Raw genomic sequence first — 24378 nt, forward strand, 5'->3', positions numbered from 1 at the left:
GCTATTCCCAACAGCTATTGCTAGCTGCACCAGAGGCACTTTTGACACCCAACTGATTAATGGAAAACACCGTGCAATCGGTATCTTTGGCTTGGGCTGTCGTCGAGCCAGCACTGGCTGACAAGGTGTAGGTGTTGCCTGATACGGCAATGGATAATTGATACAGACCATTCTCAGATGCACTACTGATACCAAGAGCAGCAGCAGAGGATGCATACTGATTGAAATCCATAAAATAGGTTTCTTGCCGATTGGCCGCATTGAGCAGCATGCTCTTGGCTTCGACACGATGACTGGTCAGCACATATTGCTGATAGGCGGGATAAGCGATGGTGCCAAGAATCGCCACGATGGCGATGACAATCATCAACTCAATAAGAGAAAAACCACGAAAGTATCCAATCATATCCCATCCTTGGTGACAGACTGCTTCATAAGTTTAACGCCGAGCCTGTCTCTTGAACAAACCCGGCGTCATTATCAACACACTTTATTCTTAAGCCTTCCTGGCTGCACTCAAATTATTCTAAGTTCGGGAGGAACCTCAAAGACTACGTTCTCTTCACGGCCAGGATGCTCGGCGACCACCTTGCCACCCAGCTCCCGCAGGCGGGCAATCACGTTTTGCACCAGCACCTCGGGGGCGGATGCACCTGCAGTGACGCCGATCGCCTTCACCCCTTCCAGCCAGCTCGCCTCGATCATCGACGCATCGTCGATAAGATAGGCTCTGGCGCCCACCTTCTCGGCCAGCTCGCGCAGACGGTTGGAGTTGGAGGAGTTTCGAGACCCCACCACCAGCATGGCGTCCACCAGCCCCGCCATCTCCCGCACCGCATCCTGACGGTTCTGGGTGGCGTAGCAGATATCATCCTTGCGCGGCCCCTGGATCTTGGGGAAGTGCTTGCGCAGCGCATCGATAACATCAGAGGTCTCGTCCACGCTCAGGGTGGTCTGGGTGACGAAGCAGAGGTCATCCGGATTCTTCACCTTGAGCTTGGCCACATCTTCAGGCGTCTCCACCAGATACATGCCACCCTCACGGTTCTCGTACTGACCCATGGTGCCGATCACCTCGGGGTGGCCGGCATGACCGATAAGCACGGCTTCTGAGCCCTTGCGGCTGGCGCGATGAACCTCCATGTGCACCTTGGTCACCAGCGGGCAGGTGGCATCGAATACCTTGAGGGCGCGGGACTTGGCCATCTCGCGCACTGTCTTGGCCACGCCGTGAGCAGAAAAGATGACGATGCTGTCGTCCGGCACCTCGTCCAGCTCCTCGACGAAGACAGCGCCCGCCTCTTTCAGCTTGTTCACCACATAGCGGTTATGCACCACTTCGTGGCGGACATAGATGGGGGCACCGAACTTCTCCAGCGCGCTCTCGACAATGCTGATGGCGCGATCTACACCGGCGCAAAAACCGCGAGGGTTAGCGAGCAGAATATCCATTAATGCACCTTCTCCTCATCATCAACGCCCAGGATCTCCACCTCGAAGGTCACGGTATGACCGGCCAGCGGGTGGTTGAAATCGACCGTGACCGACATCCCGGCTACCGCCCGGATAATGCCCGGCAGCTCGCTGCCATTGGGCTGATCGAACAGGATGATGGTGCCGACTTTTGGCTCCACATCGGCGCCAAATTTGGCACGGTCGAGATGGTAGATGTTGTCGGGATTGGAGAGACCAAAGGCCTCTTCCGGCGCCAGAGTAAAACTCTTGCTCTCCCCTTCGCACAGGCCCAGCAGACACTGCTCGAAGGTGGGGGTCAGGCTGCCATCGCCCATCCGCAGGCGGGCTGGTTTGCCGTGCAGCGCCGTGCTGTCGGCAACCGAGCCATCTTCCAGCTTGATGGAGAAGTGGAACAGCACGCTGCTGTTAGCGGTGATCTGCTGGCTCATGCCTGCTCCTTTTTCTCACCACGGAAACCGTCCAGCACGATCATGGCGGCCCCGATAAAGATAAAGCTGTCGGCCAGATTGAATGCCGGCCAGTGCGCACGCTGCCAGTAGAAGTCGAGGAAATCGACCACATGGCCCAACACCAGTCGATCAAAGACGTTGCCAAGGGCGCCGCCGATGATGAGTGAATAGGCGATACCGCTCCAACGCTGGGTCACCGACTGCTTGCGCAGCCAGTGGATCAGCAATCCACAGATGGCAAAAGCCAGCACCGCGAAGAACCAGCGCTGCCAGCCCCCCTGATCAGCCAGGAAGCTGAATGCGGCGCCCTTGTTGTAGACGTGAACCAGATTGAAGAAGGGGGTGATCTCCACCCCCGGGTAACCAAATGGCAGCAACTTGACCACGGCGAGCTTGCTCGCCTGGTCCAGTACAAAGGCCAGCACTGCCAGCCACAGCCAACGCAGGCCGCTTTTATGTTGAGTCATGTTCATCAGGCAAATTGACGCGTTTCGCCGTCACCCTCAACGTTGGTCACACAGCGACCACAGATCTCTTCGTGACCCGCGATGGTGCCCACATCTTCCACATGGTGCCAGCAGCGGTCGCACTTGGCGGCGGCAGACTGGGCCACGCTCAGCCACAGGTCATCACGCTCGGTCGCCACAGAGCCTTCCGGCGCAGTGTCAGCCACCACCACCTTGGCTTTGGAGGTGAGCAGCACGAAGCGCAGCTCATCGGCCAGGGCATTCAGGCGTGCAGCCAGCTCCGGCTTGGCGAACAGGGTCAGTTCGGCCTGCAGGGAACCGCCGATACGCTTCTCGCCACGGGCCACTTCCAGCGCCTTGTTCACTTCACCACGCACGGTGAGGATCTCGGCCCAGAACTCGTCGTTCAGCACTTCGCCCGCTTCCAGCCCGAACAGGCCATCGTACCACTCCTCGGTGAAGACGAACTCACCGCGCTCGCCCGGCAGCAGGGCCCAGATTTCATCAGCGGTGAAGCTCATGATCGGCGCCATCCAGCGCACCATGGCTTCGGCGATGTGATAGAGGGCAGTCTGGCAGGAGCGACGGGCCAAGCTGTCGGCCTTGGCGGTGTACTGGCGGTCCTTGATGACATCCAGATAGAAGGAGCCCATCTCGATGGAGCAGAACTGCATCAGCTTCTGGGTTACACCGTGGAAGTTGTACTCGTCGAATGCCGCCATGATCTCGGCCTGTACCGCTTTGGCACGACCCACAGCCCAGCGATCCACCACCACCATGTCGGCAGGCGCCACCATGTCGGTCGCCGGATTGAAGCCGTTCAGGTTGGCCAGCAGGAAGCGGGCAGTGTTGCGAATACGACGATAAGCATCGGCAGAACGCTTGAGGATCTCGTCGGAGACAGTCATCTCGCCGGTGTAGTCAGTGCTCGCTACCCACAGACGCAGGATGTCGGCACCCAGCTTGTTCATTACGTCCTGCGGGCTCACCACGTTGCCGATGGACTTGGACATCTTTCGACCCTGACCATCCACGGTGAAGCCGTGAGTCAGCACCTGGTTATAGGGAGCCTTGTCTTTCATGGCCACACCGATCATCAGGGAGGACATGAACCAGCCACGGTGCTGGTCAGAGCCTTCCAGATACATGTCGGCTGGCTTGCCGTTGAACTCGGGACGGGCATCGACCACGGAAGCATGGGTAGAACCGGAGTCAAACCAGACGTCCAGAGTGTCAGGCACCTTGTCGTACATGTCGGCATCGGCACCCAGCAGCTCGGCCTTGTCCAGATCCCACCATGCCTGAATGCCGGACTGCTCGACCCGCTTGGCTACTTCGTGCATCAGGCTCACGGATTCCGGGTGCAGTTCCTGGGTCTCTTTGTGGACGAACAGGGAGATGGGCACACCCCAAGTACGCTGACGGGAGATACACCAGTCAGGACGGTTCTCGACCATCGCCTGAATGCGGTTTTTCCCCCAGGCCGGCACCCAGCCGCTCTGGCCTTGCTGGGCAATACCGTCCTTCTCGATGCGCTCGATCTCTTCCAGCGCGCGCTTGCGCAGACCCTTCTGCTCCATGCTGATGAACCACTGCGGGGTGGCACGGAAGATGATCGGGGTCTTGTGACGCCAGCAGTGCGGATAGGAGTGGTTGAACACCTTGTGGTGCAGCAGGGCGCCGCGCTCGGTCAGCACTTCGATCACGGAGGCATTGGCCTTGAACACATGCTGGCCGGCAAACAGTTCGGTATCCGGCAGGTAAACACCGTTGCTGCCAACCGGGTTGGCCACTTCCAGACCGTACTTCTGACCGACCACGAAGTCTTCCTGACCGTGGCCAGGGGCGGTGTGTACAGCGCCGGTACCGGCATCCAGGGTGACGTGGTCACCAAGTACCACCGGCACGTCGAAGCTGTAGAAGGGGTGGTTGAAGCGCAGCAGCTCGAGCGCGGCGCCCTTGGCGTAACCCAGATTGTGGAACTTCTCGATACCGGCGCGATCCATCACATCCTTGACCAGCTCGGCGGCCAGGATCAGACGCTCGGGATGCTCACCTTCAACCTGCACCAGTGCGTAATCCAGGTCGGCGTGCATGGCGATGGCGCGGTTGGCTGGCAGGGTCCACGGAGTGGTGGTCCAGATCACCGCAGAGATCGGGCCCTTGCCGGTGTGGCCTTCGGCGCAGTCAAACTTGGCGGCAACGGTCGCCTCATCAACGGCCTTGAAGCGCACATCGATGGAGGGAGAGTTCTTGTCGTAGTACTCCACTTCGGCTTCAGCCAGCGCGGAGCCGCAATCGGTACACCAGTGCACCGGCTTGGAACCTTTGTGCAGGTGACCGTTTTCAACGATCTTGGCCATGGAGCGGATGATGTTGGCTTCGGTGCCAAAATCCATGGTCAGGTAGGGGTGTTCCCAGTCACCCAGCACACCCAGACGGATGAAGTCGGTCTTCTGCGCTTCGATCTGGGTCTTGGCGTATTTGCGGCACTCGGCGCGGAATTCGGCAGCGGAAACCTTCTCGCCCGGCTTGCCGACCATGCCTTCTACTTTCAGTTCGATAGGCAGACCGTGGCAATCCCAACCCGGCACATAGGGGGAATCGAAACCGGAGAGGCCCTTGGACTTGATGATGATGTCTTTGAGGATCTTGTTGACCGAGTGACCGATGTGAATGTTGCCGTTCGCATAGGGGGGGCCATCATGCAGAATGAAAGAAGGCTTGCCCGCTTTGGCGCGGCGAATAGCGCCGTAGAGATCCTGATCGTACCAACGTTTCAGCATGTTGGGTTCGCGCTTGGCCAGATCGCCACGCATCGGAAACTCGGTTTCCGGAAGATTCAGGGTGTGTTTATAGTCGCTCATCAGTCCTGGGTTCCCTTCTTTTCTAAAAGAGTGCTGGGTAAATTGAATTGTGGCAGCCCGAACCAGGCTCGGGCCGCCAGGGCATCTCGTTCGATCTGCTCTTTCAAGGCAGTGAAAGAGGCAAACTTCTGCTCTTCGCGCAGCTTGTGGCGAAGCAGCACCTTGACCTGCTGACCATATAGATCACCAGAAAAATCAAATAGATGTACTTCCAATCTGGCTTGTGTACCGCTCAAGGTCGGCCGTACACCCACATTGGCTACACCGGGGAAGGTCTTGCCGGAACATATCACTTCCACCGCAAACACGCCACCGACCGGGATCACCTGGCGCTTGAGGGCCAGATTGGCGGTGGGAAAACCTATGGTGCGCCCCAGCTTGTCGCCGTGGGCCACCCGGCCGCTGATGGTGTAGGGACGGCCAAGCATCAGCTCCACCTCCGCCATCCTGCCCGCTTTCAAGGACTCGCGTACGAGTGTGCTGCTGACCCGCTGCCGTTCGAGCTGGAAGCTCTGGGTACTGATCACCTCAAAGCCGTAGCGATGACCCGCCTCCTCCAGCAGGTGGAAGTCCCCTTCCCGCCCCTTGCCGAAGCGAAAATCGTCGCCGACCACCAGATAGCGCACCCCGAGCTTCTCGACCAGCAACAGCTCGATGAAGGTCGAGGCCGCCTGCTCGGCAAAGCGGTGACTGAAGCGCACGCAGAGCATGCGGTCGATATGCAGCCCCTGCAGCGCTTCGTACTTTTCCCGCAACCGGCTCAGCCGGGCGGGCGCTGCCGTGCCGGCAAACAGTTCCAGCGGCTGCGGCTCAAACAGCATGACGCAGGCGGGCAATCCCAGCTGGGCCGCTTTCTCCTTGAGACGTGCCAATACCGCATGGTGACCCTGATGAACCCCATCAAAGTTGCCAATGGTTAATACACATCCCCGGTGACGGGGCTTGAGATTGTGAATGCCGCGAATAAGCTCCATCAGTGCCTTGTGCGTTGCTGCCATGGAAATCGGCGGATTATATATCAGGCAGCAAGCAGGGTCAGCCCTCATAGCCTGATTTCAACTATCCGGGCCCAATCCCGCCCATCTGCGGCGTCATGAGGCACTATCCCCATGGCGCCGCAGGATCACGGCTACTGCTGCCCCGATTTAAGGTGACGCGGCCGAATGCCCAGCAGCAGCAACACCACGGCATAGACCGCAGCCCCCAGCGATAGCAGCATGGTCAGCTGCAAACTGGCCTTGCCCATGCTCCATGCGCCCCACTGGGTCAGATCCGGCGACAGATAGGCGAGCACGCCCCCCATCAGCACGCTGGCGACCAGCAACTTGAGGCAGAACACGCCGGTATGGCGGGAGGGACGATAGACACTCTGCTGGTACAACCCTTTGAACAGCAAAGCCGCATTCAGGGTACCCGAGCAGGCGGTCGAGAGCGCCAACCCCACGTAACCGAGCGGGTAGATGAAGATGAGGTTGCAAACCATGTTGGCAATCATCGACATCACCCCGATCCGCACCGGCGTTTTGGTGTCCTGACGGGCGTAGTAACCGGGCGCCAGCACCTTGATCAGCATCAGGGAGAGCAGACCGGTAGTGGAGGCCAGCAGGCTGGCGCTCGACATGGCCACTTCATGCAGGCCAAATTCGCCGCGCATGAACAGCACTCGCAAAATGGGCTCGCGCATGACCGCAATGCCTATCATGGCGGGCAGGCCGAGCAGCATCACCATCCGCACCCCCCAATCCATGGTGCGGGAGAAGTCGGCCGGATCGGCATCCACATGCTTTTTCGCCAGCGCAGGCAGGATCACGGTACTGATGGCTACCGCAAACAGCCCGAGGGGGAACTCCAGCAGGCGATCCGAGTAGTAGAGATAGCTGATGGCACCAGTCGCCAGGAAGGAAGCCAGCATGGTGTTGACCAGCAGGTTGATCTGGCTGACCGAGACCCCGAACAGGGCCGGGAGCATCAGGGTGCGGATCTTCACCACCCCCGGGTGATTCCATCCCCACTTGGGCCATACCAGCATGTTGATTTGGCGCAAAAAGGGGTACTGGAACAGAAACTGCACCAAACCACCCAAAAAGACACCAATCGCCAGCGAGATCTCAGGTTTGTCCATCAGCGGTGCAATCCACCAGGCCGCCGCAATCATGGTGATGTTGAGAAACACCGGCGTGAACGACGAGACCGCAAAGCGACCGAAGGTGTTGAGGATAGCCCCCGCCATGGCGGTAAAGGTGATGAACCATAGGTAAGGGAAGGTGATTTTGAGCATCAGACTGGCGAGCTCGAACTTCTCGGCCGCAGGGCCGCCGTGCAGCCAGTCCCAGAACCAGCCCCAGCCAAACAGCGCGGTCAGCACACCCGACCCCAGCACACCGAGCAGGGTGACCACAGTTACTATCCCCCCCAGCGTGCCCGCAACCGCCGCCAGCAATTCACGCACTTCCCCCTCGTCGCCATTTTTCTTGTACTCCGTCATCACGGGAACAAAGGCCTGGTTGAAGGCACCTTCGGCGAACAGGCGACGCAGAAAGTTGGGAATGCGATTGGCAAAAAAGAAGACGTCGGCGGCCACCCCGGCACCGAGCAGATTTGCGATGACTACATCGCGAACCAAGCCCATTACGCGGGATGCCAGCGTCATTCCGGACACTATCATGCCGGATTTGATCAATTTCTTACTCAAGACGAGGCCTCTGGAACTGTCAGAATGAAAAGAATGCTGCTAGAATCGGCCGACAGTTTAACCGTCTCCCTACTGACACACCACCGGGAGGCGGTGTTTATTTGCACAAATCATTTGACAATATGTGGTTGGAAGGGCATATTTCCGGGCCTTTTCAATACACTCGCTAAGACAGTTTTAGGAGTTTTACCTTGGCTAACATCAAATCTGCTAAGAAGCGCGCTCTTCAGTCAGAAAAACGCCGTCAGCACAACGCCAGCCGTCGTTCCATGACCCGTACCTACCTGAAGAAAGTCATTGCTGCTATCGCCTCTGGCGACAAAGCTGCTGCGACTGCCGCTTTCGCTGTTGCTCAGCCGATCATGGATCGTATGGCGACCAAAGGCCTGATCCACAAGAACAAAGCTGCTCGTCACAAGAGCCGCCTGTCTGCCCAGATCAAAGCTATGGCTTAATCAGCGTCTGCTGATCAAAGCTGAAAAAACCGGCCTTAGTGCCGGTTTTTTATTTATCTGCGCTGCAATAAAGTCGATGCAGCAAACTGATCATTTCACGCACCTCATGGCTGCGCAGCGAATAGTAGACCGTCTGGGCCTCTTTGCGCGTCGTCACCAGCTCATCCCGCCGCAACAGCGCAAGATGCTGTGACAAGGCCGACTGACTCAATCCCAATCGCTCGTTGAGCTCCCCCACCGACAGTTCGCGCTCCAGCAACTGGCACAGAATAAACAGTCGCCGTTCGTTGGCCAGCGCCTTGAGCAAGGCCACCGCTTTACTCGCATTGGCTTCCATCTCTTCAAGTTGCATCACATCTCTCCTCTGCCACTGATCGCCGATGATACGTGGTGACGGGTCGTTTTAAAACGACAGGGTGGCCGGCTGGATGGCGGAGAAGTTCTCCTGGCCGGAAAAGAGAAAGGTAAAATCGCTCTCACAGACCCGCTTCACCGCCGGATGCTGGATCATCCGCTCGGCGAAGATGACGTAATACTCCTCCATCAGATCCTGAGTTTCCCCGATCAGCATCACCCCCTCCCCCTCAAGGATCTCCTCCCGATAGATGGTGGGAGCCATGAAGATGCCCTGATTGAAGAAGCCAAACGCCTTCATCAAGGCGGCATCATCAAACTCGCCAAGAATGCTGGGAGAAACCCCCTGCTGCTCGAACCACTGGGTCAGCTGGCGCCCCATGGCGGTACGGCGACCGGGGATCAGCAGCTTGCGCTCCTCCAAACAAGCGGGAAAGGGCTTTTCAGGCAGCGGCGCCTTGCAGAAGAAGCTGACACCACAGCCGCCCAGTCGTTTGGAGAGCAGCCCCGCATGCTGGCTGGAGTCCACTGGACAGTCGGAGAGGATCATATCGAGCTTGTGTTCGCTCAGCTGCTCCAGCAGCAGTTCGTGGGTCGATTCGAAACAGCGCAGATGGATGGAACCATCATTGGGGATGACAGAGAGAAGCACGCGGCTGGCAAGGCGCTTGGAGAGGGCATCGGCGATGCCGACGTCGAACAGGATCTGGCTCTCCTTGCGGTAGTTGACGATATCGAGCATCTCGTAGGAGAGGCTGAACATCTTGTCGGCATAGCGAAACACCAGCTGGCCCAGCTCGGTTGCCTCAAGAGAGCGCCCCTTGCGTTTGAGCAGCTTGCCCCCGAGGCGCTGCTCCAGCAGCTTGATCTGACCGGTGACGGTTTGCGGGGTCAAAAAAAGGGCTTCTGCTGCCTGGGTAACGGAGCCCTTCTTCTGAGTCATCCAGAAATAGTAGAGATGGTTGTAGTTAAGGTGTGACATCCGATGGGGTTCCCGCTTGACGCGGACTCCGGTAGCAGCTGAGTTCAACCGCCAGAATGTCATACATGTCGCTAACCGAGTCAACCTTGTTCGCGCCAAACTGCTCCATCAGACTGGCCTTGAGGCGTGCCTTGTCCGGCATCCGGTCAGCGCAATAACGCTTGTTGGAGCGCTTGACCATCTCGCCAGCCCGGCTGCTTAGCGCCCGCTCGGAGAAGGTCTCGCCAAAGCGCGCCTTGGCCTGCTTGTCCCCCAGCAGCAGGGCACTGTCTACCACTCCGTTCAGATAGGCAGAGCAGTTCGCCGAAGCGGCGTCCTGCTTGCAATCCTCCAGCCCGCCGGCCCAGGCCGCGGGGCTCAACAACAGCATCAACAACCCTGTATGCAGCTTCATAGTCCCTCCGTACTCTGTTCCCCTTCTCCCTTGGGAAGGGCCATGCGCAAGGCCAGATAGCCGACTACCGCCGCCATGGTGGAGCCCACCAGGATCCCGAGGCGAGAGTAGCTGCCGTAATCCAGCCCACCGTGCTCGAAGGCGAGAGACGCGATAAACATCGACATGGTGAACCCGATGCCACAGAGGATGCTGACCGCAAAAATCTGCTTGAAGTTGACCCCGGGCGGCAACTGGGCGATGCCCAGCTTGACCGACAGCCAGCTGATGGTGAACACCCCGAGCGGCTTGCCGACAAACAGCCCCAGCATGATCCCCATGGGTACCGGACTCAGCAGGGAGGAGAGACCAATCCCTTCCAGCGATACCCCTGCGTTGGCAAAGGCAAACAGAGGTAGGATCAGATAGGCACTCCAGGGGTGCAGTTGATGCTCCAGATACTTGAGCGGCGAGGCGTAACGCTTGCCGTTAAGCGGAACCATAAAGCCCACCACCACACCGGCCAACGTCGCATGGACACCAGACTTGAGCACCGCAACCCAGAGCACCAGACCAACCAGCATGTAAAGGCTGATCCTGTCCTCACCACGGCGATTCATCCAAAGCAAAGTGAGGGTTGCCAGAATACCGATGGCCAGCGCCTCAAGCGACAGCTGCTGGGTATAGAAAAGCGCGATGATGATGATGACACCCAGGTCATCCATGATGGCCAGCGCCAACAGGAATACCTTGAGGCTCACCGGCACCCGCTTGCCGAGCAGCGCCATCACCCCGAGGGCAAAGGCGATGTCGGTCGCAGCCGGAATTGCCCAGCCAGCGCGCGCCACTTCGTCCGAATAGTTGAAAAAGGCGTAGATCAAGGCTGGAGCCAGCATGCCGCCAACCGCGGCAATAGCCGGGAAGGTCGCCTGAACCCGGGTCGAGAGCGCCCCCTCCAGCATTTCACGCTTCACTTCCAGACCAACCAGCAGGAAGAAGATCGCCATAAAGCCATCGTTGATCCAGAGCAGCAGCGGCTTGTTGATGTCGAGAGCCGCGATGCGCACCTGCACCGGCGTGTCGAGAAACGCCTGATACCCGCCAGCCAGCGCGGTATTGGCTAAAATCATTGCCAGCATGGCAGCCATGATCAGAATAATTCCGGAGGCGGCCTCCAGCTTCAGGAACTTTTTGATTACGTCACTCATGGTTAAATTTTCCACCGTATTGCTTTGGTTTGAGTCTATCCCTTGCAACAACCAATGGAAAATCGTTTCTTGCTGCTCAATACAACGAAAAAACCGAAGGCAAAATAGAACATACCTGCTATAAGCAGGTTTTTCCTCGTCTCTGGCTACCGTCTTATTAATCAATAAAATGAATTTTCAATTATTTAACTGCATAAAAAAGGCGCCCTGAGGCGCCTTGCTATCAGATGGCGACGGGCGCCTTGATGCCGGGATGGGGGTCATAACCCTCGATCTCGAAATCCTCGAACTTGTAGTCGAAGATGGAGTCAGGTTTGCGCTTGATCACCAGGGTCGGCAGCGGGCGCGGCTCGCGGGATAGCTGCAGCGCAGTCTGCTCCATGTGATTGGAGTAGAGATGCACATCACCACCAGTCCAGACGAAGTCACCCACTTCCAGATTGCACTGCTGGGCCATCATGTGGGTCAGCAGGGCGTAGCTGGCGATGTTGAACGGCAGGCCGAGGAATACATCACAACTGCGCTGGTAGAGCTGGCAGGAGAGCTTGCCGTCCGCCACATAGAACTGGAAGAAGGCGTGGCAAGGGGCCAGCGCCATCTTGTCCAGTTCACCCACGTTCCAGGCGGATACGATGATGCGGCGCGAATCAGGGTTGTGCTTGATGTCATCCACCGCCTTCTGGATCTGGTCGATGACAGACCCGTCAGCCGCAGGCCAGGAGCGCCACTGAGCGCCGTAAACCGGCCCCAGATCACCATTCTCGTCGGCCCACTCATCCCAGATGCTGACGCCGTTTTCCTTCAGATAGGCGGTATTGGTATCGCCATTGAGGAACCAGAGCAGCTCGTGAATGATGGAGCGCAGGTGGCATTTCTTGGTGGTGACCAGCGGGAAACCTTCCGCCAGATTGAAGCGCATCTGATGGCCGAACAGGGAGACAGTACCGGTGCCGGTACGGTCTGACTTGACGGTGCCCTCATCGAGGATTTTCTGCATCAGGTCGAGATAAGCTCGCATTATTTCACCTCCTTCACGGCATTACCGAACAACTGCGGACGCTTGTAGGCGGCCCAGATCATCAGGGCACCGGCGATAATCATCGGGGTGGAGAGGATCTGGCCCATGCTGATCTCCTGGAAGTAGAGACCGAGCTGGCTATCCGGCTGGCGCACAAACTCCACCAGGAAGCGGAACAGGCCGTAGAACAGCAGGAACATGCCGGAGATGGCGCCGCGCGGCGGATTCTTGCGCCAGAACAGGTTGAGGATGATGAACAACACCACCCCTTCCAGCGCGAACTGGTAAAGCTGGGAAGGGTGACGAGGCTCGGGGCCAGCCTCCGGGAAGATGATGGCCCAGGGCACATCGGTGACCCGGCCCCACAGCTCGCCGTTGAGGAAGTTGCCGATCCGGCCAACGCCGAGACCAAACGGAATGAGCGGTGCCACAAAGTCGGCCACGGTGAAGAAGTGGCGCTTGGTCTTGTGGGCAAACCAGATCATCGCGGTGATCACCCCGATCAACCCACCGTGGAACGACATACCGCCGGTCCAGATCTTGAACAGATAGGTGGGATCCGCGAGGAAGAGATCGAAGTTGTAGAACAGCACGTAACCGACACGGCCACCGAGGATCACCCCGAGGAAACCGTAAAACAGCAGATCCGACACCTCGTTGCGGGTCCAGCCGCTGTTCGGTGTATCGGCGCGACGGCCGGCAAGCCACATGGCAAACGCGAAACCGAACAGGTACATGAGACCATACCAGCGTACCGATAGTGGTCCCAAACTGAATGCTACGGGATCAATCTGCGAGAAAACCCAATATCCATCGTGCTGCATATGCGGCCCCAGTCAAAATAAAAGCCGCATTTTCCGATCATTCGTCAGCAGGGACAAGGCATGATTATCAATCACTCTGTTTCGATTTATGACCGGCTCGCAGCAAACCGCCCAAACCATGCTCCTCCAGATAGCGGGCAAACAGGCCGCGCAGTACATGGGGGTTGTCATGTTTGAGGCCATCGGCCATCAGTTCGGTCAACTCGCTCAGGGTGGATTGACGCAGCACGTACTTGATCCGGGCGATGTTGTGGGTGTTCATACTGAAGCGGCGATAGCCCATGGCAAGCAGCAGCAATACACCGACCGGATCACCGGCCAGCTCGCCACAGACCGACACCGGCTTCTGGTAACGGTGGGAAGCATCAACCAGCTGTTGCAGGGCGCGGATCACCGCAGGATGGAAGGCATCGTAGATGTTGGCAACCCGGGAATTGTTGCGATCTACCGCCAGCAGGTACTGGGTCAGGTCGTTACTGCCCACCGACCAGAAATCGATGAGCGGCGCCATCTCCGGCAAGATAAAGAGGGCTGAGGGCACCTCGATCATCACCCCGAGGCTGGGATAGCGGATCACCGCATCGCGGCTCGCCGCCTCTTCCGACACTTCCCGCCATGCCTGATCCAGCAGACGACGGGAGGCCTTGATTTCGCTGACGCTGCTGATCATCGGCAGCATGATGGCCAGATTGTCAGCCCTTCACTGGCCCGCAGCATCGCCTTGAGCTGCACCAGAAACAGTTCGGGGTGATCCAGGGTGATCCGGATCCCCCGCCAGCCAAGGAAGGGGTTTTCCTCGACGATGGGGAAATAGGGCAACGGCTTGTCGCCGCCCACATCCAGCGTCCGCATGCAGACCGGCCGGTTGCGGTAGGTCTCCAGAATGCCGCGATAACGGGCAGTCTGCTCCCACTCTGAGGGGAAGCTCTCCTGCAGCATAAAGGGGATCTCGGTGCGATAGAGACCGACCCCGTCCGCCAGCTGATTGAGGGAAATCTCGGTATCGGCGCTGAGACCGGCGTTGAGCAGCAGGGAGACCTTGGTGCCGTCGGCCGTCTCAGATGGCAGGTTATCGACGCTGCGCACCAGGGTATCGAGCGCCCGCTCTTCGCTCAGCAGCTGACGATACTCGGTCAGGATCACCTGATTGGGCTCGATGAAGAGATCGCCGCTGTAGCCATCGACGACCAGCATGCGACCGCCGATGTCGCCAAGTGGCAGATCCACCCCCATGATGGCGGCGACTCCCATGGCACGGGCCAGAATGGCCGCGTGGGAGTTGGTTCCCCCCTTGAGCGAGACCACCCCGGTCAGATACTCGCGGGGCACTTCCGCCAGAATGGTAGCAGTCACCTCGTCGGCAACCAGCACCACCGGCTCGCCGATGGAGATATGTTCCGGTTCGTTCTGCACCAGTCGGCTGATCAGCCGCTGGGCAATATCCTTCACATCGGTGGAGCGCTCCTGTAAGTAGGGATCCTTCATCCCCTTGAACTGCTCGATCAAGCGATCACTGATCAGCTTGACCGCAGAGACCGCAGTCCAGTGCTCCTTGCTCACCTTGTTGCGAATGGGCTTGATGTAGCCGGGATCGCTGAGCAGATGGAGGTAGATATCGAAGATCGCCACCGAATCCTGGCTGTAGCTCTCGCGAAAACGCAGCGCCAAACTCTCCAAGTCGTGACGCACCTCCTCCACCGCCAGCTCCAGCCGCGCCAGCTGGCTGGCATGGTCTTCATCCTTGCGCGGGGTAATGGACGAGAGCGCCTTGCGGGGCCGCCACACCCAGGCCTTGGCCATGGCGATACCGCTGGCACCGGCAATACCACGCAGTGGCTTGCTCCAGTCGGTCTTCTGCAACCACCCCTTGGCCTGCGCCTGGGCAATCCGCGCCGCCAGCTGGGCCGCCAGGGTGACCATGAAGGACTCTTCCCCCTCATCGAAGCGGCGACTCTCCTTCTGCTGCACCACCAGAATGCCAACCACCTGACGCTGGTGCATGATGGGTGCGCCGAGGAAGGAGCGAAACGCCTCTTCGGCCACATCGGGCAGGAATTTGAAGCTGGGGTGCGCGGGGGCATCAGCCAGGTTGATCAACTCTTCCCGCTGACCCACCAGACCGACGATGCCTTGCTCGTAAGGCAGGGTCACCTTGCCGACCGCGGACGGGGCCAAGCCGTCGGTAGCCGCCAGGCGATAGCGGCGCACCTCGGGTTCCGAGACATAGACGGAGCAGCAGTCCACTGCCATGGCGTGCCGGGTCTGGCTCACCAATGCTTGCAAGGCCTGCTCGAGGGTGTTGGCCTCGGCCATGCTCTCGACGATACGTCTCAGTTCCGTTAACAACTAATCTGTGCTCCTTAACGGGCGCGGTTGCGCCGCCCATCCTTCTTGTTGACCTGCACTACCGGCACTGGCATCGCCAGCGGGGCAAACTCTTTCATGACCCGGCGGTAAACCTCCCGCTTGAACGAAACGACCTGACGCACCGGATACCAGAAGCTGACCCAACGCCAGTCGTCAAATTCGGGATGGCCATGACAGCCGAACTGGATCCGCGACTCCTTGCCCGAATTCAGCTGCAACAGGAACCATTTTTGTTTTTGGCCAATACAGACCGGTGAACTGTCCCAGCGGACAAGACGTTTGGGTAAACGGTACTTTAGCCAGTTACGACTGGTGGCCATGATGGTCACATCTTCGGGCTTGAGGCCAATCTCCTCATACAGCTCTCGATACATGGCCTGCTCTGGCGTTTCACCATCATCAACCCCCCCCTGCGGAAACTGCCAGGAGTGCTGCCCATAGCGTTTAGCCCACAACACTTGTCCTTCACGGTTACAGATCACGATACCGACATTGGGACGAAATCCGTCGCCATCAATCACGTGATCACCTTATAAAGGCTGAATCTATAAGGAGATTGTTCCACATTCACTCCGTGGCAGCAAACAAGGAGTGAATCCCCTGTTTCATGAATAACTTTCAATTTCAAACATACTTATAAACAAATCCAAGGATCCACGCCCCCAAGTTGCCCACCCAGGTTGTGCATAAAGCTGTTAGCAAACGGGTATATACAGTACTTTTTAACTGTACGCGAAAAGTGCCCCTCCGTATCACCACGCGACATAAAATATAAAAAACCTTTATTTTTTATATACTTGAGATAAAGCAACTGGATCTAGATCCATGTTTCACCAAGAGTCAGATCCATGATCCGGATTGTGAACAAGTTCAACTGCTCAAAGATCCACCGTGGCGAAATTATCCACAGGAGTGGCACAATATCTACCCCGTTTACCCGGTAAAAATGGGGTGGCATTCACAATTTTTTGTAACATATCAGCGACTCCAACCACTTTCATCCACTTATCCAAGATTTCTGTGGATAACTGTGTGTAACATCATGCACAAACCCTTGGACAACTATTTCGAGGTCAAACCAGACCTGGCTTACTGCTCGATAAAACAGACAAAATCCTTTAAAATCATAATGATGAACTGATGGCCCCCAAATTCTCTGCATTTGATCTTATCCACTCAGGATCGGTTATAAAAACAGCGATCCTTCTCGGGATCCTCCCCTGTTAGAATATGGTGAGCAAGATGGAGCCAACTATGCCAAGCAATCCCCAATCCGAGCAGGAGTTATTGAGCCGCGCCTATGCCATGGCCGGCTTCACGCTGGCGCAGCTGGCCGCCGAGGCTGGCGTTGCGGTGCCCAAAGACCTGCGCCGTGACAAGGGGTGGGTCGGTCAGTTGATCGAGCTGCAACTGGGGGCCAGCGCTGGGAGCAAGCCGGAGCAGGACTTCCCAGAGCTGGGGATCGAACTCAAGACGATCCCCGTGGATCCTCAAGGCAAACCGCTGGAGACCACCTTCGTCTGCGTCGCCCCGCTGATCGGCGTCAGCGGCCAGCGCTGGGAGGACTCCAACGTGCGCAACAAGCTCTCCCGGGTGCTCTGGATCCCGGTGGAAGGCAGTCGGGAGATCCCGGTTGGCGAGCGGCGAGTCGGCATGCCGCTGATGTGGAGCCCGAATGAAGAGGAAGATCGGCTACTGCGTCAGGACTGGGAGGAGCTGATGGACATGATAGTGCTGGGAGAAGTTGAGCAGATCAGCGCCCGCCACGGCCAGGTGATGCAACTGCGGCCCAAGGCGGCCAACAACAAGGCGTTGACTCGCGCCATCGGCCGCGATGGTCAACCCATCATGACCCTGCCCCGTGGCTTCTATCTCAAGATCGACTTCACCCACAGTTTGCTGCAACGCTATTTTGCCTTGCCGACTTGATCTGCCTTATCAACATCTTTGTCATATGGTGGTATAAAAATAGACAGGAGCCATTTTTAACTCACAGACAAGGAGGCGTCATGCCACTGATCAAACAGTTTTTGAAGTCCAAGCCCGAGGTCAAGGTGACCTTTGCCGTAGAGAAAGAGGCGGCTGCAGGAGCGGAACAGGTGATGCTGATCGGCGAGTTCACCCAGTGGCAACCGGTCGAGCTGAAACGCATGAAGAGCGGCGAGTTCAAAGCCACCCTCAATCTGCCGACCGACGGCCCGGGCTACTTTGAATATTGCTACCAACTCATCACACCGGCAGGGGAAACCCTCTACGAGAATGACTGGGCTGCGGACGACTATGTGCCTGGCCCCTTCGGGCGTGACAACTCGGTGGTACGGGTCATCCAGTAACGGCAACCAGAGAGCCAATAGACGGATACAAAAAAGGCTCGCCATTGGCGAGCCTTTTCACTACCTGTCGAGCTATTTGCCGACATACCGACACCAATTCGAATCGAATTAGTTGAGCTTCTCTTTGATACGAGCAGCTTTGCCGGACAGGTTGCGCAGGTAGTACAGTTTGGCGCGGCGAACATCACCACGACGCTTCAGTTCTACACTGTGGATCAGCGGAGAGTGAGTCTGGAATACACGCTCAACACCTTCGCCGTTGGAGATCTTGCGAACGGTGAAAGCAGAGTGCAGACCGCGGTTACGCTTGGCAATAACGATGCCTTCGAAAGCCTGCAGACGCTCTTTACCACCTTCTTTAACACGAACTTGAACACGTACAGTGTCGCCCTGGGCAAAAGCCGGGATGTCGGTACGCAGTTGCTCTTGTTCAAGCTGCTGAATAATCTTGCTCATTGTCTTTCCTTACCTAGGATAAACTGAAAACTCTACTTAACGCTGTCACGCACTTCGCGGACATACTCGGCAAGAAGTGATTCTTGCTCGTCAGTCAGAGCTAGGTTGTTAATAAGTTCCGGCCTTCTTTGCCAGGTTCGTCCGAGCGACTGCTTGAGACGCCAGCGTCGAATCACTTCGTGATTGCCGCTTGTCAGCGCCTCGGGCACCGCCAATCCATCCAACACCTCCGGCCGAGTGTAGTGGGGGTGATCCAGCAAGCCATCCGTAAAGGAGTCCTGCTCGGCACTGGCCTGATCACCCAAAACCCCGGGGACCAGACGCGAAACCGCATCGATCAGGGTCATGGCAGGCAACTCGCCACCACTTAACACGTAATCCCCGATAGACCACTCTTCGTCGACTTCGGTTTGTATCACGCGTTCATCGATACCTTCGTATCGACCGGCTACCAGAATCAGTTTCTGATTCGTCGCCAACTCGGTTACGCCCGCTTGAGTCAGCTTGCGTCCCTGAGGAGAGAGATAGATGACTTTCGCCCCGTCTCCCGCTGCTTGCTTGGCTGCATGAATCGCGTCACGCAGCGGCTGAACCATCATTAACATGCCAGGCCCACCACCATAAGGACGATCATCGACCGTACGGTGTTTGTCGTGGGTAAACTCCCGGGGGTTCCAGCACTCAATCTGCAGCAGGCCACTCTTGACGGCCCGACCCGTTACCCCGTGCTCGGTAATGGCTCGGAACATTTCAGGGAAGAGGCTAATAACCCCAATCCACATAAGAAACCTCCGGCACCCGTGTTAGCGCGGGAAACTAGAAACCAGGATCCCAATCAACTTCGATTGTTCGAGCAGTCAGATCAATATTCTTGATCACCTGCTCTTCCAAGAACGGAATCAACCGCTCCTTTGCACCAAAGGCATCTTTTACATTGGCCTCAACCACCAACACATCGTTGGAGCCGGTTTCCATCAATTCGGTCACCTTGCCCAGGTCGTATCCCTTGGTGGTCACCACGGAGCAACCAATCAGGTCACGCCAGTAGAACTCACCTTCAGGCAACGCAGGCAACAGATCGGCGGCTACGCCAATCTCGACATTGGTCAATGCCAGGGCATCTTCGCGCACATCGATACCATCGAGTTTGCAAATCAGACCCTTGTTGTGACGTTTCCAGGATGAGACCCGAATTTCACGCCACGCCCCGTTCTGATTAATCAGCCAGGGGTTGTAATCGAAAATCGCTTCGGCAACATCGGTGAAGGAGTTCACTTTAAGCCAGCCCTTGATGCCATAAACGGTACCCAGGGTGCCCAGAACTACAGGTTTTTCCACCTTAACTCCTTACCGTTGGGCTGATTAAGCAGCTTTTTTAGCGTCTTTGATCAGCTTGGCAACGCGGTCAGAAACAGCGGCACCAGTAGCAACCCAATGCTCGATACGAGCCAGGTCCAGGTTCAGCTTTTCAGCTTGACCAGCAGCAACCGGGTTGAAGAAACCAACGCGCTCGATGAAGCGACCGTCACGGGCGCAACGGCTGTCAGAAACTACTACCTGGTAGAACGGACGCTTTTTCGCGCCACCACGTTGTAAACGAATGGTTACCATATCGTCCTCATTAACATCTAATGAACAAGGCCCGCAAACACGCGGACCCTAGCTTAAAATAAGCCGCGTAATTCTACTTGGATTCGTAATAATTGCAACCAAGCCAGCCATTTTTTGCGCAGAGCGGCAATGAAAAGGGGCCTGCCGCTGCAGACCCCCATCAACACGCAGGCCGGATCAGAACGGGCCGCGACCGCCACCGAAACCGGGGGGCATCATGTTCTTCATCTGGCTCATCATCTTACGCATGCCACCCTTGCCGGACATCTTCTTCATCATGCGCTGCATCTCGGTGAACTGCTTGAGCAGCTTGTTCACATCCTGCACCTGCATGCCGGAACCTGCGGCGATACGGCGTTTGCGGGAACCCTTGATGAGATCGGGGTGAGCACGCTCCTTCGGCGTCATGGAGCTGATGATAGCCTCCATTCGCACGGTGAGCTTGTCATCCATCTGATCTTTAACGTTATCCGGCAGCCCGGACATGCCGGGCAGCTTGTCGAGCATCCCCATCATGCCGCCCATGTTGCGCATCTGGGCCAGCTGCTCGCGGAAATCTTCCAGATCGAAGCCTTTGCCACTCTTGACCTTGCTGGCCAGCTTGGCCGCTTTCTCTTTATCGACGTTGCGCTCGACCTCTTCGATAAGAGAGAGCACATCGCCCATACCGAGGATGCGGGAGGCGAGACGATCCGGGTGGAACGGCTCCAGCGCATCGGTCTTTTCACCCATACCGATAAACTTGACCGGCTTGCCGGTGATGTGACGTACCGACAGCGCGGCACCACCCCGGGCGTCGCCGTCCGCCTTGGTGAGGATCACGCCGGTGAGCGGCAGCGCTTCGTTGAACGCCTTGGCGGTGTTGGCGGCATCCTGACCGGTCATGGCATCCACCACGAACAGGGTCTCGACCGGCTTGATGGTGGCATGCAGATCCTGTATCTCGGCCATCATCTCGCTATCAACGTGCAGACGACCGGCAGTATCGACGATCACCACGTCATAGAATTTCTTGCGCGCCTGATCGATGGCTGCGGTGGCGATGTCGACCGGCTTCTGGCTGGCATCGCTCGGGAAGAAGTCGACACCGATGTCGCTGGCCAGGGTCTCCAGCTGCTTGATCGCCGCAGGTCGATAAACGTCGGCACTGACCACCAGCACCTTCTTCTTGCTGCGCTCTTTGAGCAGCTTGGCCAGTTTGCCAACTGTGGTGGTCTTACCGGCACCCTGCAGACCGGCCATCAGGATGATCGCTGGCGGCTGGGCAGCCAGGTTGAGCTGTTCGTTGGCCTCCCCCATCACGGTGACCAGTTCACCGTGCACAATCTTGATGAATGCCTGGCCCGGGCTCAGGGATTTGGCCACTTCCTGCCCGACCGCGCGCTCTTTGACACGCGCCACGAAATCACGCACTACCGGCAGGGCGACATCCGCCTCGAGCAGCGCCATGCGAACTTCGCGCAGGGTTTCCTTGATATTATCTTCGGTCAGGCGACCACGGCCACTGACATTGCGCAAGGTGCGCGAGAGTCGTTCAGTCAAATTCTCAAACATGACGGATTCCGGTTCTTGGCGTAATAAATTGGGGGCATTATAACCCAGAGCGGGCGCGAGGACGATTATTCACCGCACCGCAGCAGCAGGGACCTTCTCCCTATATATGGGCAGATCGGCCGTTGCACAACTGGCGAGCACTTCTCGTGCAAGGTATACTGCCCCTCTTACCCTCAAAAGCTTGTGCAACAACGACCTGGTTATGATCGTAATCTCTGTTCTGGCCCTGGCGTTTTATCTGCTGGCCATCATCGCCTCCCTGCATCTGTTACTGAGCGCCAAGCCGGTGGGACAGCGCTCCCTGTTTGCCTGTATCGGATTGGCCCTGATCGCCCACGCCAGCGCCCTCGGTTCAGAGGTATTGCAGAGTTACGGCCAGAACCTGAGCATGCTCAACGTTGCCTCGCTGGTCAGCCTCATCATCAGTTGCTTCATGACCTGCGTGACCCGCCGCTTCAACGGCTGGATCCTGCTGCCGGTGGTCTACAGCTTCTCGGCCCTGTTGCTGGCTGCCAGCGCCTTGATCCCGGGTCGCTATATCACCCATCTGGAGGCCCATCCCCAGCTGTTGCTGCACATCGGCCTCGCCCTGATGGCCTACTCGGTATTGATGATCGCCTGTCTGTTTGCGCTGCAGCTCGCCTGTCTGGACAAGCAGCTTAAATCGAGAAAAATCAGCAACCTGCCAGCCATGCCGCCACTGATGACAGTGGAAAAACGGCTGTTTCAGTTGATCTCTGCAGGGGTGTTGCTACTGACACTCTCCATCGCCTCCGGCCTCTTCTTCCTCGAAGATATGTTCGCCCAGGGCAAGTCTCACAAGGCCGTGCTCTCCATCCTGGCATGGTGTGTTTACGTGTTGCTGCTGTGGGGTCATCACACCTATGGCTGGCGCGGCCGTAAAGTCATCACACTCAGTCTGATTGGCAGCTTCATCCTGACTCTTGCCTACTTTGGCAGCCGCTTCGTCAAAGAAGTGCTGTTGAGCTGACACCTATACTCTTTTAGCCATACCATCCAACAGGAGCCCTTTTTGGACAGCATCTCAACGAGTACATTACTGATTGTTCTCGTTATCTTGATCCTTCTTTCCGCCTTCTTCTCCAGTGCCGAAACCGGCCTGATGTCCATCAACCGCTACAAACTGCGGCATCTGGCACAGACCAAACACAAAGCCGCACGTCGCGTCGAGCAACTGCTCGCCCGCCCCGATCGCCTGCTGGGGCTGATCCTGATCGGCAACAATCTGGTCAATATTCTCGCCTCCGCCATCGCCACCATCGTCTGTATCCGGCTGTTTGGTGATCTCGGGGTCGCCATCGCCACCTTCGGCCTGACCCTGGTGGTGCTGGTATTCGGTGAAGTGACCCCCAAGACGCTGGCAGCCATGTTCCCGGAGAAGATCGCCTATCCCGCCTCCTGGATCCTCAAGGGGCTGATGGTGCCACTCTCGCCGCTGGTCTGGCTGATCAACGGCATCACCAGCGGCCTGCTCAAGATGCTGAAGATCAACCCCAACAAGGATGACTCTCTCAACACCGAGGAGCTGCGCACCATAGTCAATGAGGCGGGTAACCTGATCCCCCAGCGTCATCAGGAGATGCTGCTGAGCATTCTGGATCTCGACAAGATGCTGGTCGAGGACATCATGGTGCCACGCAGCGATATCTACGCCATCGACATCAACGATGACTGGAAGAGCATCCAGCGCCAGCTAGCCCACTGCGCTCACACCAAGATCCTGCTCTATCGCGACAATATCGACGACGTTGTCGGCTTTTTGCACGCGCGCGATGCCCTGCGGCTGGTAGCTAAGGATCAGTTCAACAAATCGAGTCTATTGCGTGAAGTGGACGAGATCTACTTCATTCCGGAAGGAACGCCGCTCAACGTGCAGCTGGCCAAATTCCAGCGCAACAAGGAGCGAATTGGCCTGATCGTCGACGAATACGGCGACATTCAGGGGCTAATCACTCTGGACGATATTCTGGAAGAGATAGTGGGCGACTTCACCACCTCCATGACGCCAGCGCCGAGCGACGAGATCCACCCCCAGTCAGATGGTTCTTATCTGGTCGAAGGCTCAGCCAATATTCGTGAGCTGAACAAGGAGATGAATTGGCACCTGCCCATCGACGGCCCGCGTACCCTCAACGGTCTGATCCTCGAATATCTGGAGGAGATCCCCCAGCCCAACATCGGGATCCGGTTGGCCGGTTATCCTATCGAGATCCTCGATGTGGAGAACAATATGGTCAAGATGGCGCGGATCATGCCTGCATCGTACCGGGCGGAGTCGGATTCACAAGATTGAAAAAGGGCTGCCAGTGGCAGCCCTTTTCTATTGCTCATCGTCATTGCTCATCTTCATCATCCGGCTCCAGCACCAGCGTCGGGATCAACTCGCCAAACACCCGTTGCAACTCGTCGCGGTTGGCCAGCAGGTCTTGCAGCGTATAGCTGTCCATCACCGCCAGAAACGCATCCATCGCCTCTTTCAGCGCACTCTTGAGCAGACAGACAGAGACGATGTGACAAGCGGGCGAGCCGCAGTCAATGCCGTCCAGATTGCCTTCCAGCGCCCTGATCACCTGCCCGATATTGATGGTGGCGGGATCGCAAGCCATACGAATACCGCCATTCTTGCCACGCTGGGATTGCAGATAGCCCAGCTTCACCAGCTGATTGACCACCTTCACCATGTGGTTGCGGGAAACGCCATACAGGGCCGATACCTTGGCAACGCTCGACAACTCCCCTTCCGGCAGGGTGGCAAGATAGAGCAGGGCTCTCAATCCAAAATCTGTATAACTGGTTAGTCTCATAAAACCTGATTAGCGCGATGCGAAAAGTGGAGTATTGATTCAAATCAAATAAACATCTAGGATGCCA

At 57.3% G+C, this 24378-nt stretch carries 25 protein-coding genes and 1 pseudogene; 5 read left to right on the forward strand and 21 right to left on the reverse strand.

Annotated elements, in window-relative coordinates; genetic code table 11:
- Position 1: 1 nt before the first annotated feature.
- The 7 genes from ACTG27_RS13415 to murJ form a co-directional block, all read right to left on the reverse strand.
- Complete coding sequence (locus tag ACTG27_RS13415) at positions 2-406, reverse strand: type IV pilin protein (RefSeq protein WP_021230967.1); 405 nt, start codon at positions 404-406, stop codon at positions 2-4.
- Positions 407-516: 110 nt separating this feature from the next.
- Positions 517-1452, reverse strand: a complete 936-nt coding sequence (gene ispH, locus ACTG27_RS13420; RefSeq protein ID WP_058057986.1) for a 4-hydroxy-3-methylbut-2-enyl diphosphate reductase — start codon at positions 1450-1452, stop codon at positions 517-519.
- On the reverse strand, positions 1452-1904 hold the full coding sequence (gene fkpB / locus ACTG27_RS13425) for an FKBP-type peptidyl-prolyl cis-trans isomerase (RefSeq protein ID WP_042059691.1): 453 nt from the start codon (positions 1902-1904) through the stop codon (positions 1452-1454). The genes ispH and fkpB overlap by 1 nt, the downstream gene beginning before the upstream one ends.
- Entirely contained in the window at positions 1901-2398 is a 498-nt protein-coding gene (lspA, locus tag ACTG27_RS13430) for a signal peptidase II (protein WP_005340447.1), read from the reverse strand. The genes fkpB and lspA overlap by 4 nt, the downstream gene beginning before the upstream one ends.
- Entirely contained in the window at positions 2398-5259 is a 2862-nt protein-coding gene (gene ileS / locus ACTG27_RS13435; protein WP_439979800.1) for an isoleucine--tRNA ligase, read from the reverse strand. The genes lspA and ileS overlap by 1 nt, the downstream gene beginning before the upstream one ends.
- Positions 5259-6233 carry a bifunctional riboflavin kinase/FAD synthetase gene (gene ribF / locus ACTG27_RS13440; RefSeq protein WP_439980522.1) on the reverse strand — a complete coding sequence of 325 codons (975 nt, stop codon included), beginning with the start codon at positions 6231-6233 and terminating at the stop codon, positions 5259-5261. The genes ileS and ribF overlap by 1 nt, the downstream gene beginning before the upstream one ends.
- A gap of 155 nt (positions 6234-6388) precedes the next feature.
- On the reverse strand, positions 6389-7951 hold the full coding sequence (gene murJ, locus ACTG27_RS13445; RefSeq protein WP_439979801.1) for a murein biosynthesis integral membrane protein MurJ: 1563 nt from the start codon (positions 7949-7951) through the stop codon (positions 6389-6391).
- Between the two features lie 191 nt (positions 7952-8142).
- On the opposite strand from murJ, the gene rpsT reads away from it, so the two are divergent.
- A complete protein-coding gene (rpsT, locus tag ACTG27_RS13450; RefSeq protein ID WP_005308808.1) occupies positions 8143-8406 on the forward strand; it encodes a 30S ribosomal protein S20 in 264 nt (87 codons plus the stop codon).
- Between the two features lie 49 nt (positions 8407-8455).
- On the opposite strand, the gene ACTG27_RS13455 is transcribed toward rpsT, so the two are convergent.
- The 8 genes and pseudogenes from ACTG27_RS13455 to rppH all read right to left on the reverse strand — a co-directional run bounded on the left by ACTG27_RS13455 (position 8456) and on the right by rppH (position 16053).
- Positions 8456-8758 (reverse strand): ArsR/SmtB family transcription factor, encoded by a 303-nt coding sequence (locus ACTG27_RS13455; protein WP_013724128.1) that lies wholly within the window; start codon positions 8756-8758, stop codon positions 8456-8458.
- A 51-nt stretch (positions 8759-8809) separates the two neighbouring features.
- Positions 8810-9742, reverse strand: coding sequence for a transcriptional activator NhaR (gene nhaR / locus ACTG27_RS13460; RefSeq protein WP_005340434.1), 933 nt, complete (start codon positions 9740-9742; stop codon positions 8810-8812).
- Entirely contained in the window at positions 9729-10136 is a 408-nt protein-coding gene (locus tag ACTG27_RS13465; protein ID WP_019445581.1) for a hypothetical protein, read from the reverse strand. The genes nhaR and ACTG27_RS13465 overlap by 14 nt, the downstream gene beginning before the upstream one ends.
- Positions 10133-11323: a Na+/H+ antiporter NhaA gene (gene nhaA, locus ACTG27_RS13470; protein ID WP_439979802.1), complete on the reverse strand. Its 1191-nt coding sequence runs from the start codon at positions 11321-11323 to the stop codon at positions 10133-10135. Before nhaA ends, ACTG27_RS13465 begins: the two co-directional genes overlap by 4 nt.
- A gap of 223 nt (positions 11324-11546) precedes the next feature.
- Positions 11547-12341 (reverse strand): thymidylate synthase, encoded by a 795-nt coding sequence (gene thyA, locus ACTG27_RS13475; protein ID WP_005340427.1) that lies wholly within the window; start codon positions 12339-12341, stop codon positions 11547-11549.
- Complete coding sequence (gene lgt / locus ACTG27_RS13480) at positions 12341-13165, reverse strand: prolipoprotein diacylglyceryl transferase (RefSeq protein WP_439979803.1); 825 nt, start codon at positions 13163-13165, stop codon at positions 12341-12343. Before lgt ends, thyA begins: the two co-directional genes overlap by 1 nt.
- Positions 13166-13232: 67 nt before the next feature.
- Positions 13233-15511, reverse strand: a pseudogene (ptsP, locus tag ACTG27_RS13485) (phosphoenolpyruvate--protein phosphotransferase).
- A gap of 14 nt (positions 15512-15525) precedes the next feature.
- Positions 15526-16053, reverse strand: a complete 528-nt coding sequence (rppH, locus tag ACTG27_RS13490) for an RNA pyrophosphohydrolase (RefSeq protein WP_005357996.1) — start codon at positions 16051-16053, stop codon at positions 15526-15528.
- Positions 16054-16786: 733 nt separating this feature from the next.
- On the opposite strand from rppH, the gene mutH reads away from it, so the two are divergent.
- Together mutH and ACTG27_RS13500 are read left to right on the forward strand one after the other, a co-directional pair.
- Positions 16787-17461 carry a DNA mismatch repair endonuclease MutH gene (gene mutH / locus ACTG27_RS13495; protein WP_033135512.1) on the forward strand — a complete coding sequence of 225 codons (675 nt, stop codon included), beginning with the start codon at positions 16787-16789 and terminating at the stop codon, positions 17459-17461.
- Between the two features lie 80 nt (positions 17462-17541).
- Entirely contained in the window at positions 17542-17865 is a 324-nt protein-coding gene (locus ACTG27_RS13500; RefSeq protein ID WP_005348910.1) for an isoamylase early set domain-containing protein, read from the forward strand.
- Positions 17866-17973: 108 nt separating this feature from the next.
- Here ACTG27_RS13500 and rplS read toward each other — a convergent pair whose 3' ends face one another.
- The 5 genes from rplS to ffh form a co-directional block, all read right to left on the reverse strand.
- The gene (gene rplS / locus ACTG27_RS13505; RefSeq protein ID WP_005313505.1) at positions 17974-18321 is read right to left on the reverse strand and encodes a 50S ribosomal protein L19; all 348 of its coding nucleotides are present in this window, start codon (positions 18319-18321) and stop codon (positions 17974-17976) included.
- A 32-nt stretch (positions 18322-18353) separates the two neighbouring features.
- Positions 18354-19103: a tRNA (guanosine(37)-N1)-methyltransferase TrmD gene (gene trmD / locus ACTG27_RS13510; RefSeq protein WP_005340400.1), complete on the reverse strand. Its 750-nt coding sequence runs from the start codon at positions 19101-19103 to the stop codon at positions 18354-18356.
- Positions 19104-19137: 34 nt separating this feature from the next.
- Positions 19138-19659 carry a ribosome maturation factor RimM gene (gene rimM / locus ACTG27_RS13515; protein ID WP_033114063.1) on the reverse strand — a complete coding sequence of 174 codons (522 nt, stop codon included), beginning with the start codon at positions 19657-19659 and terminating at the stop codon, positions 19138-19140.
- A 24-nt stretch (positions 19660-19683) separates the two neighbouring features.
- Positions 19684-19932, reverse strand: coding sequence for a 30S ribosomal protein S16 (gene rpsP / locus ACTG27_RS13520; RefSeq protein WP_005340392.1), 249 nt, complete (start codon positions 19930-19932; stop codon positions 19684-19686).
- A gap of 177 nt (positions 19933-20109) precedes the next feature.
- Complete coding sequence (gene ffh, locus ACTG27_RS13525; protein WP_005340391.1) at positions 20110-21486, reverse strand: signal recognition particle protein; 1377 nt, start codon at positions 21484-21486, stop codon at positions 20110-20112.
- Positions 21487-21688: 202 nt separating this feature from the next.
- Here ffh and ACTG27_RS13530 point away from each other — a divergent pair, with 202 nt between their 5' ends.
- Together ACTG27_RS13530 and ACTG27_RS13535 are read left to right on the forward strand one after the other, a co-directional pair.
- Complete coding sequence (locus ACTG27_RS13530) at positions 21689-22477, forward strand: cytochrome C assembly family protein (RefSeq protein WP_005340390.1); 789 nt, start codon at positions 21689-21691, stop codon at positions 22475-22477.
- 42 nt (positions 22478-22519) lie between these two features.
- Positions 22520-23800: an HlyC/CorC family transporter gene (locus ACTG27_RS13535; protein ID WP_416004134.1), complete on the forward strand. Its 1281-nt coding sequence runs from the start codon at positions 22520-22522 to the stop codon at positions 23798-23800.
- A 40-nt stretch (positions 23801-23840) separates the two neighbouring features.
- Here the strand turns inward: ACTG27_RS13535 and ACTG27_RS13540 are convergent, their stop codons facing one another.
- Positions 23841-24311 (reverse strand): Rrf2 family transcriptional regulator, encoded by a 471-nt coding sequence (locus ACTG27_RS13540; RefSeq protein ID WP_005340388.1) that lies wholly within the window; start codon positions 24309-24311, stop codon positions 23841-23843.
- Positions 24312-24378 lie beyond the last annotated feature (67 nt).

The sequence above is a fragment of the Aeromonas sp. 97A genome (assembly GCF_051919185.1).
In the GTDB taxonomy this organism is placed as follows: domain Bacteria; phylum Pseudomonadota; class Gammaproteobacteria; order Enterobacterales; family Aeromonadaceae; genus Aeromonas; species Aeromonas veronii.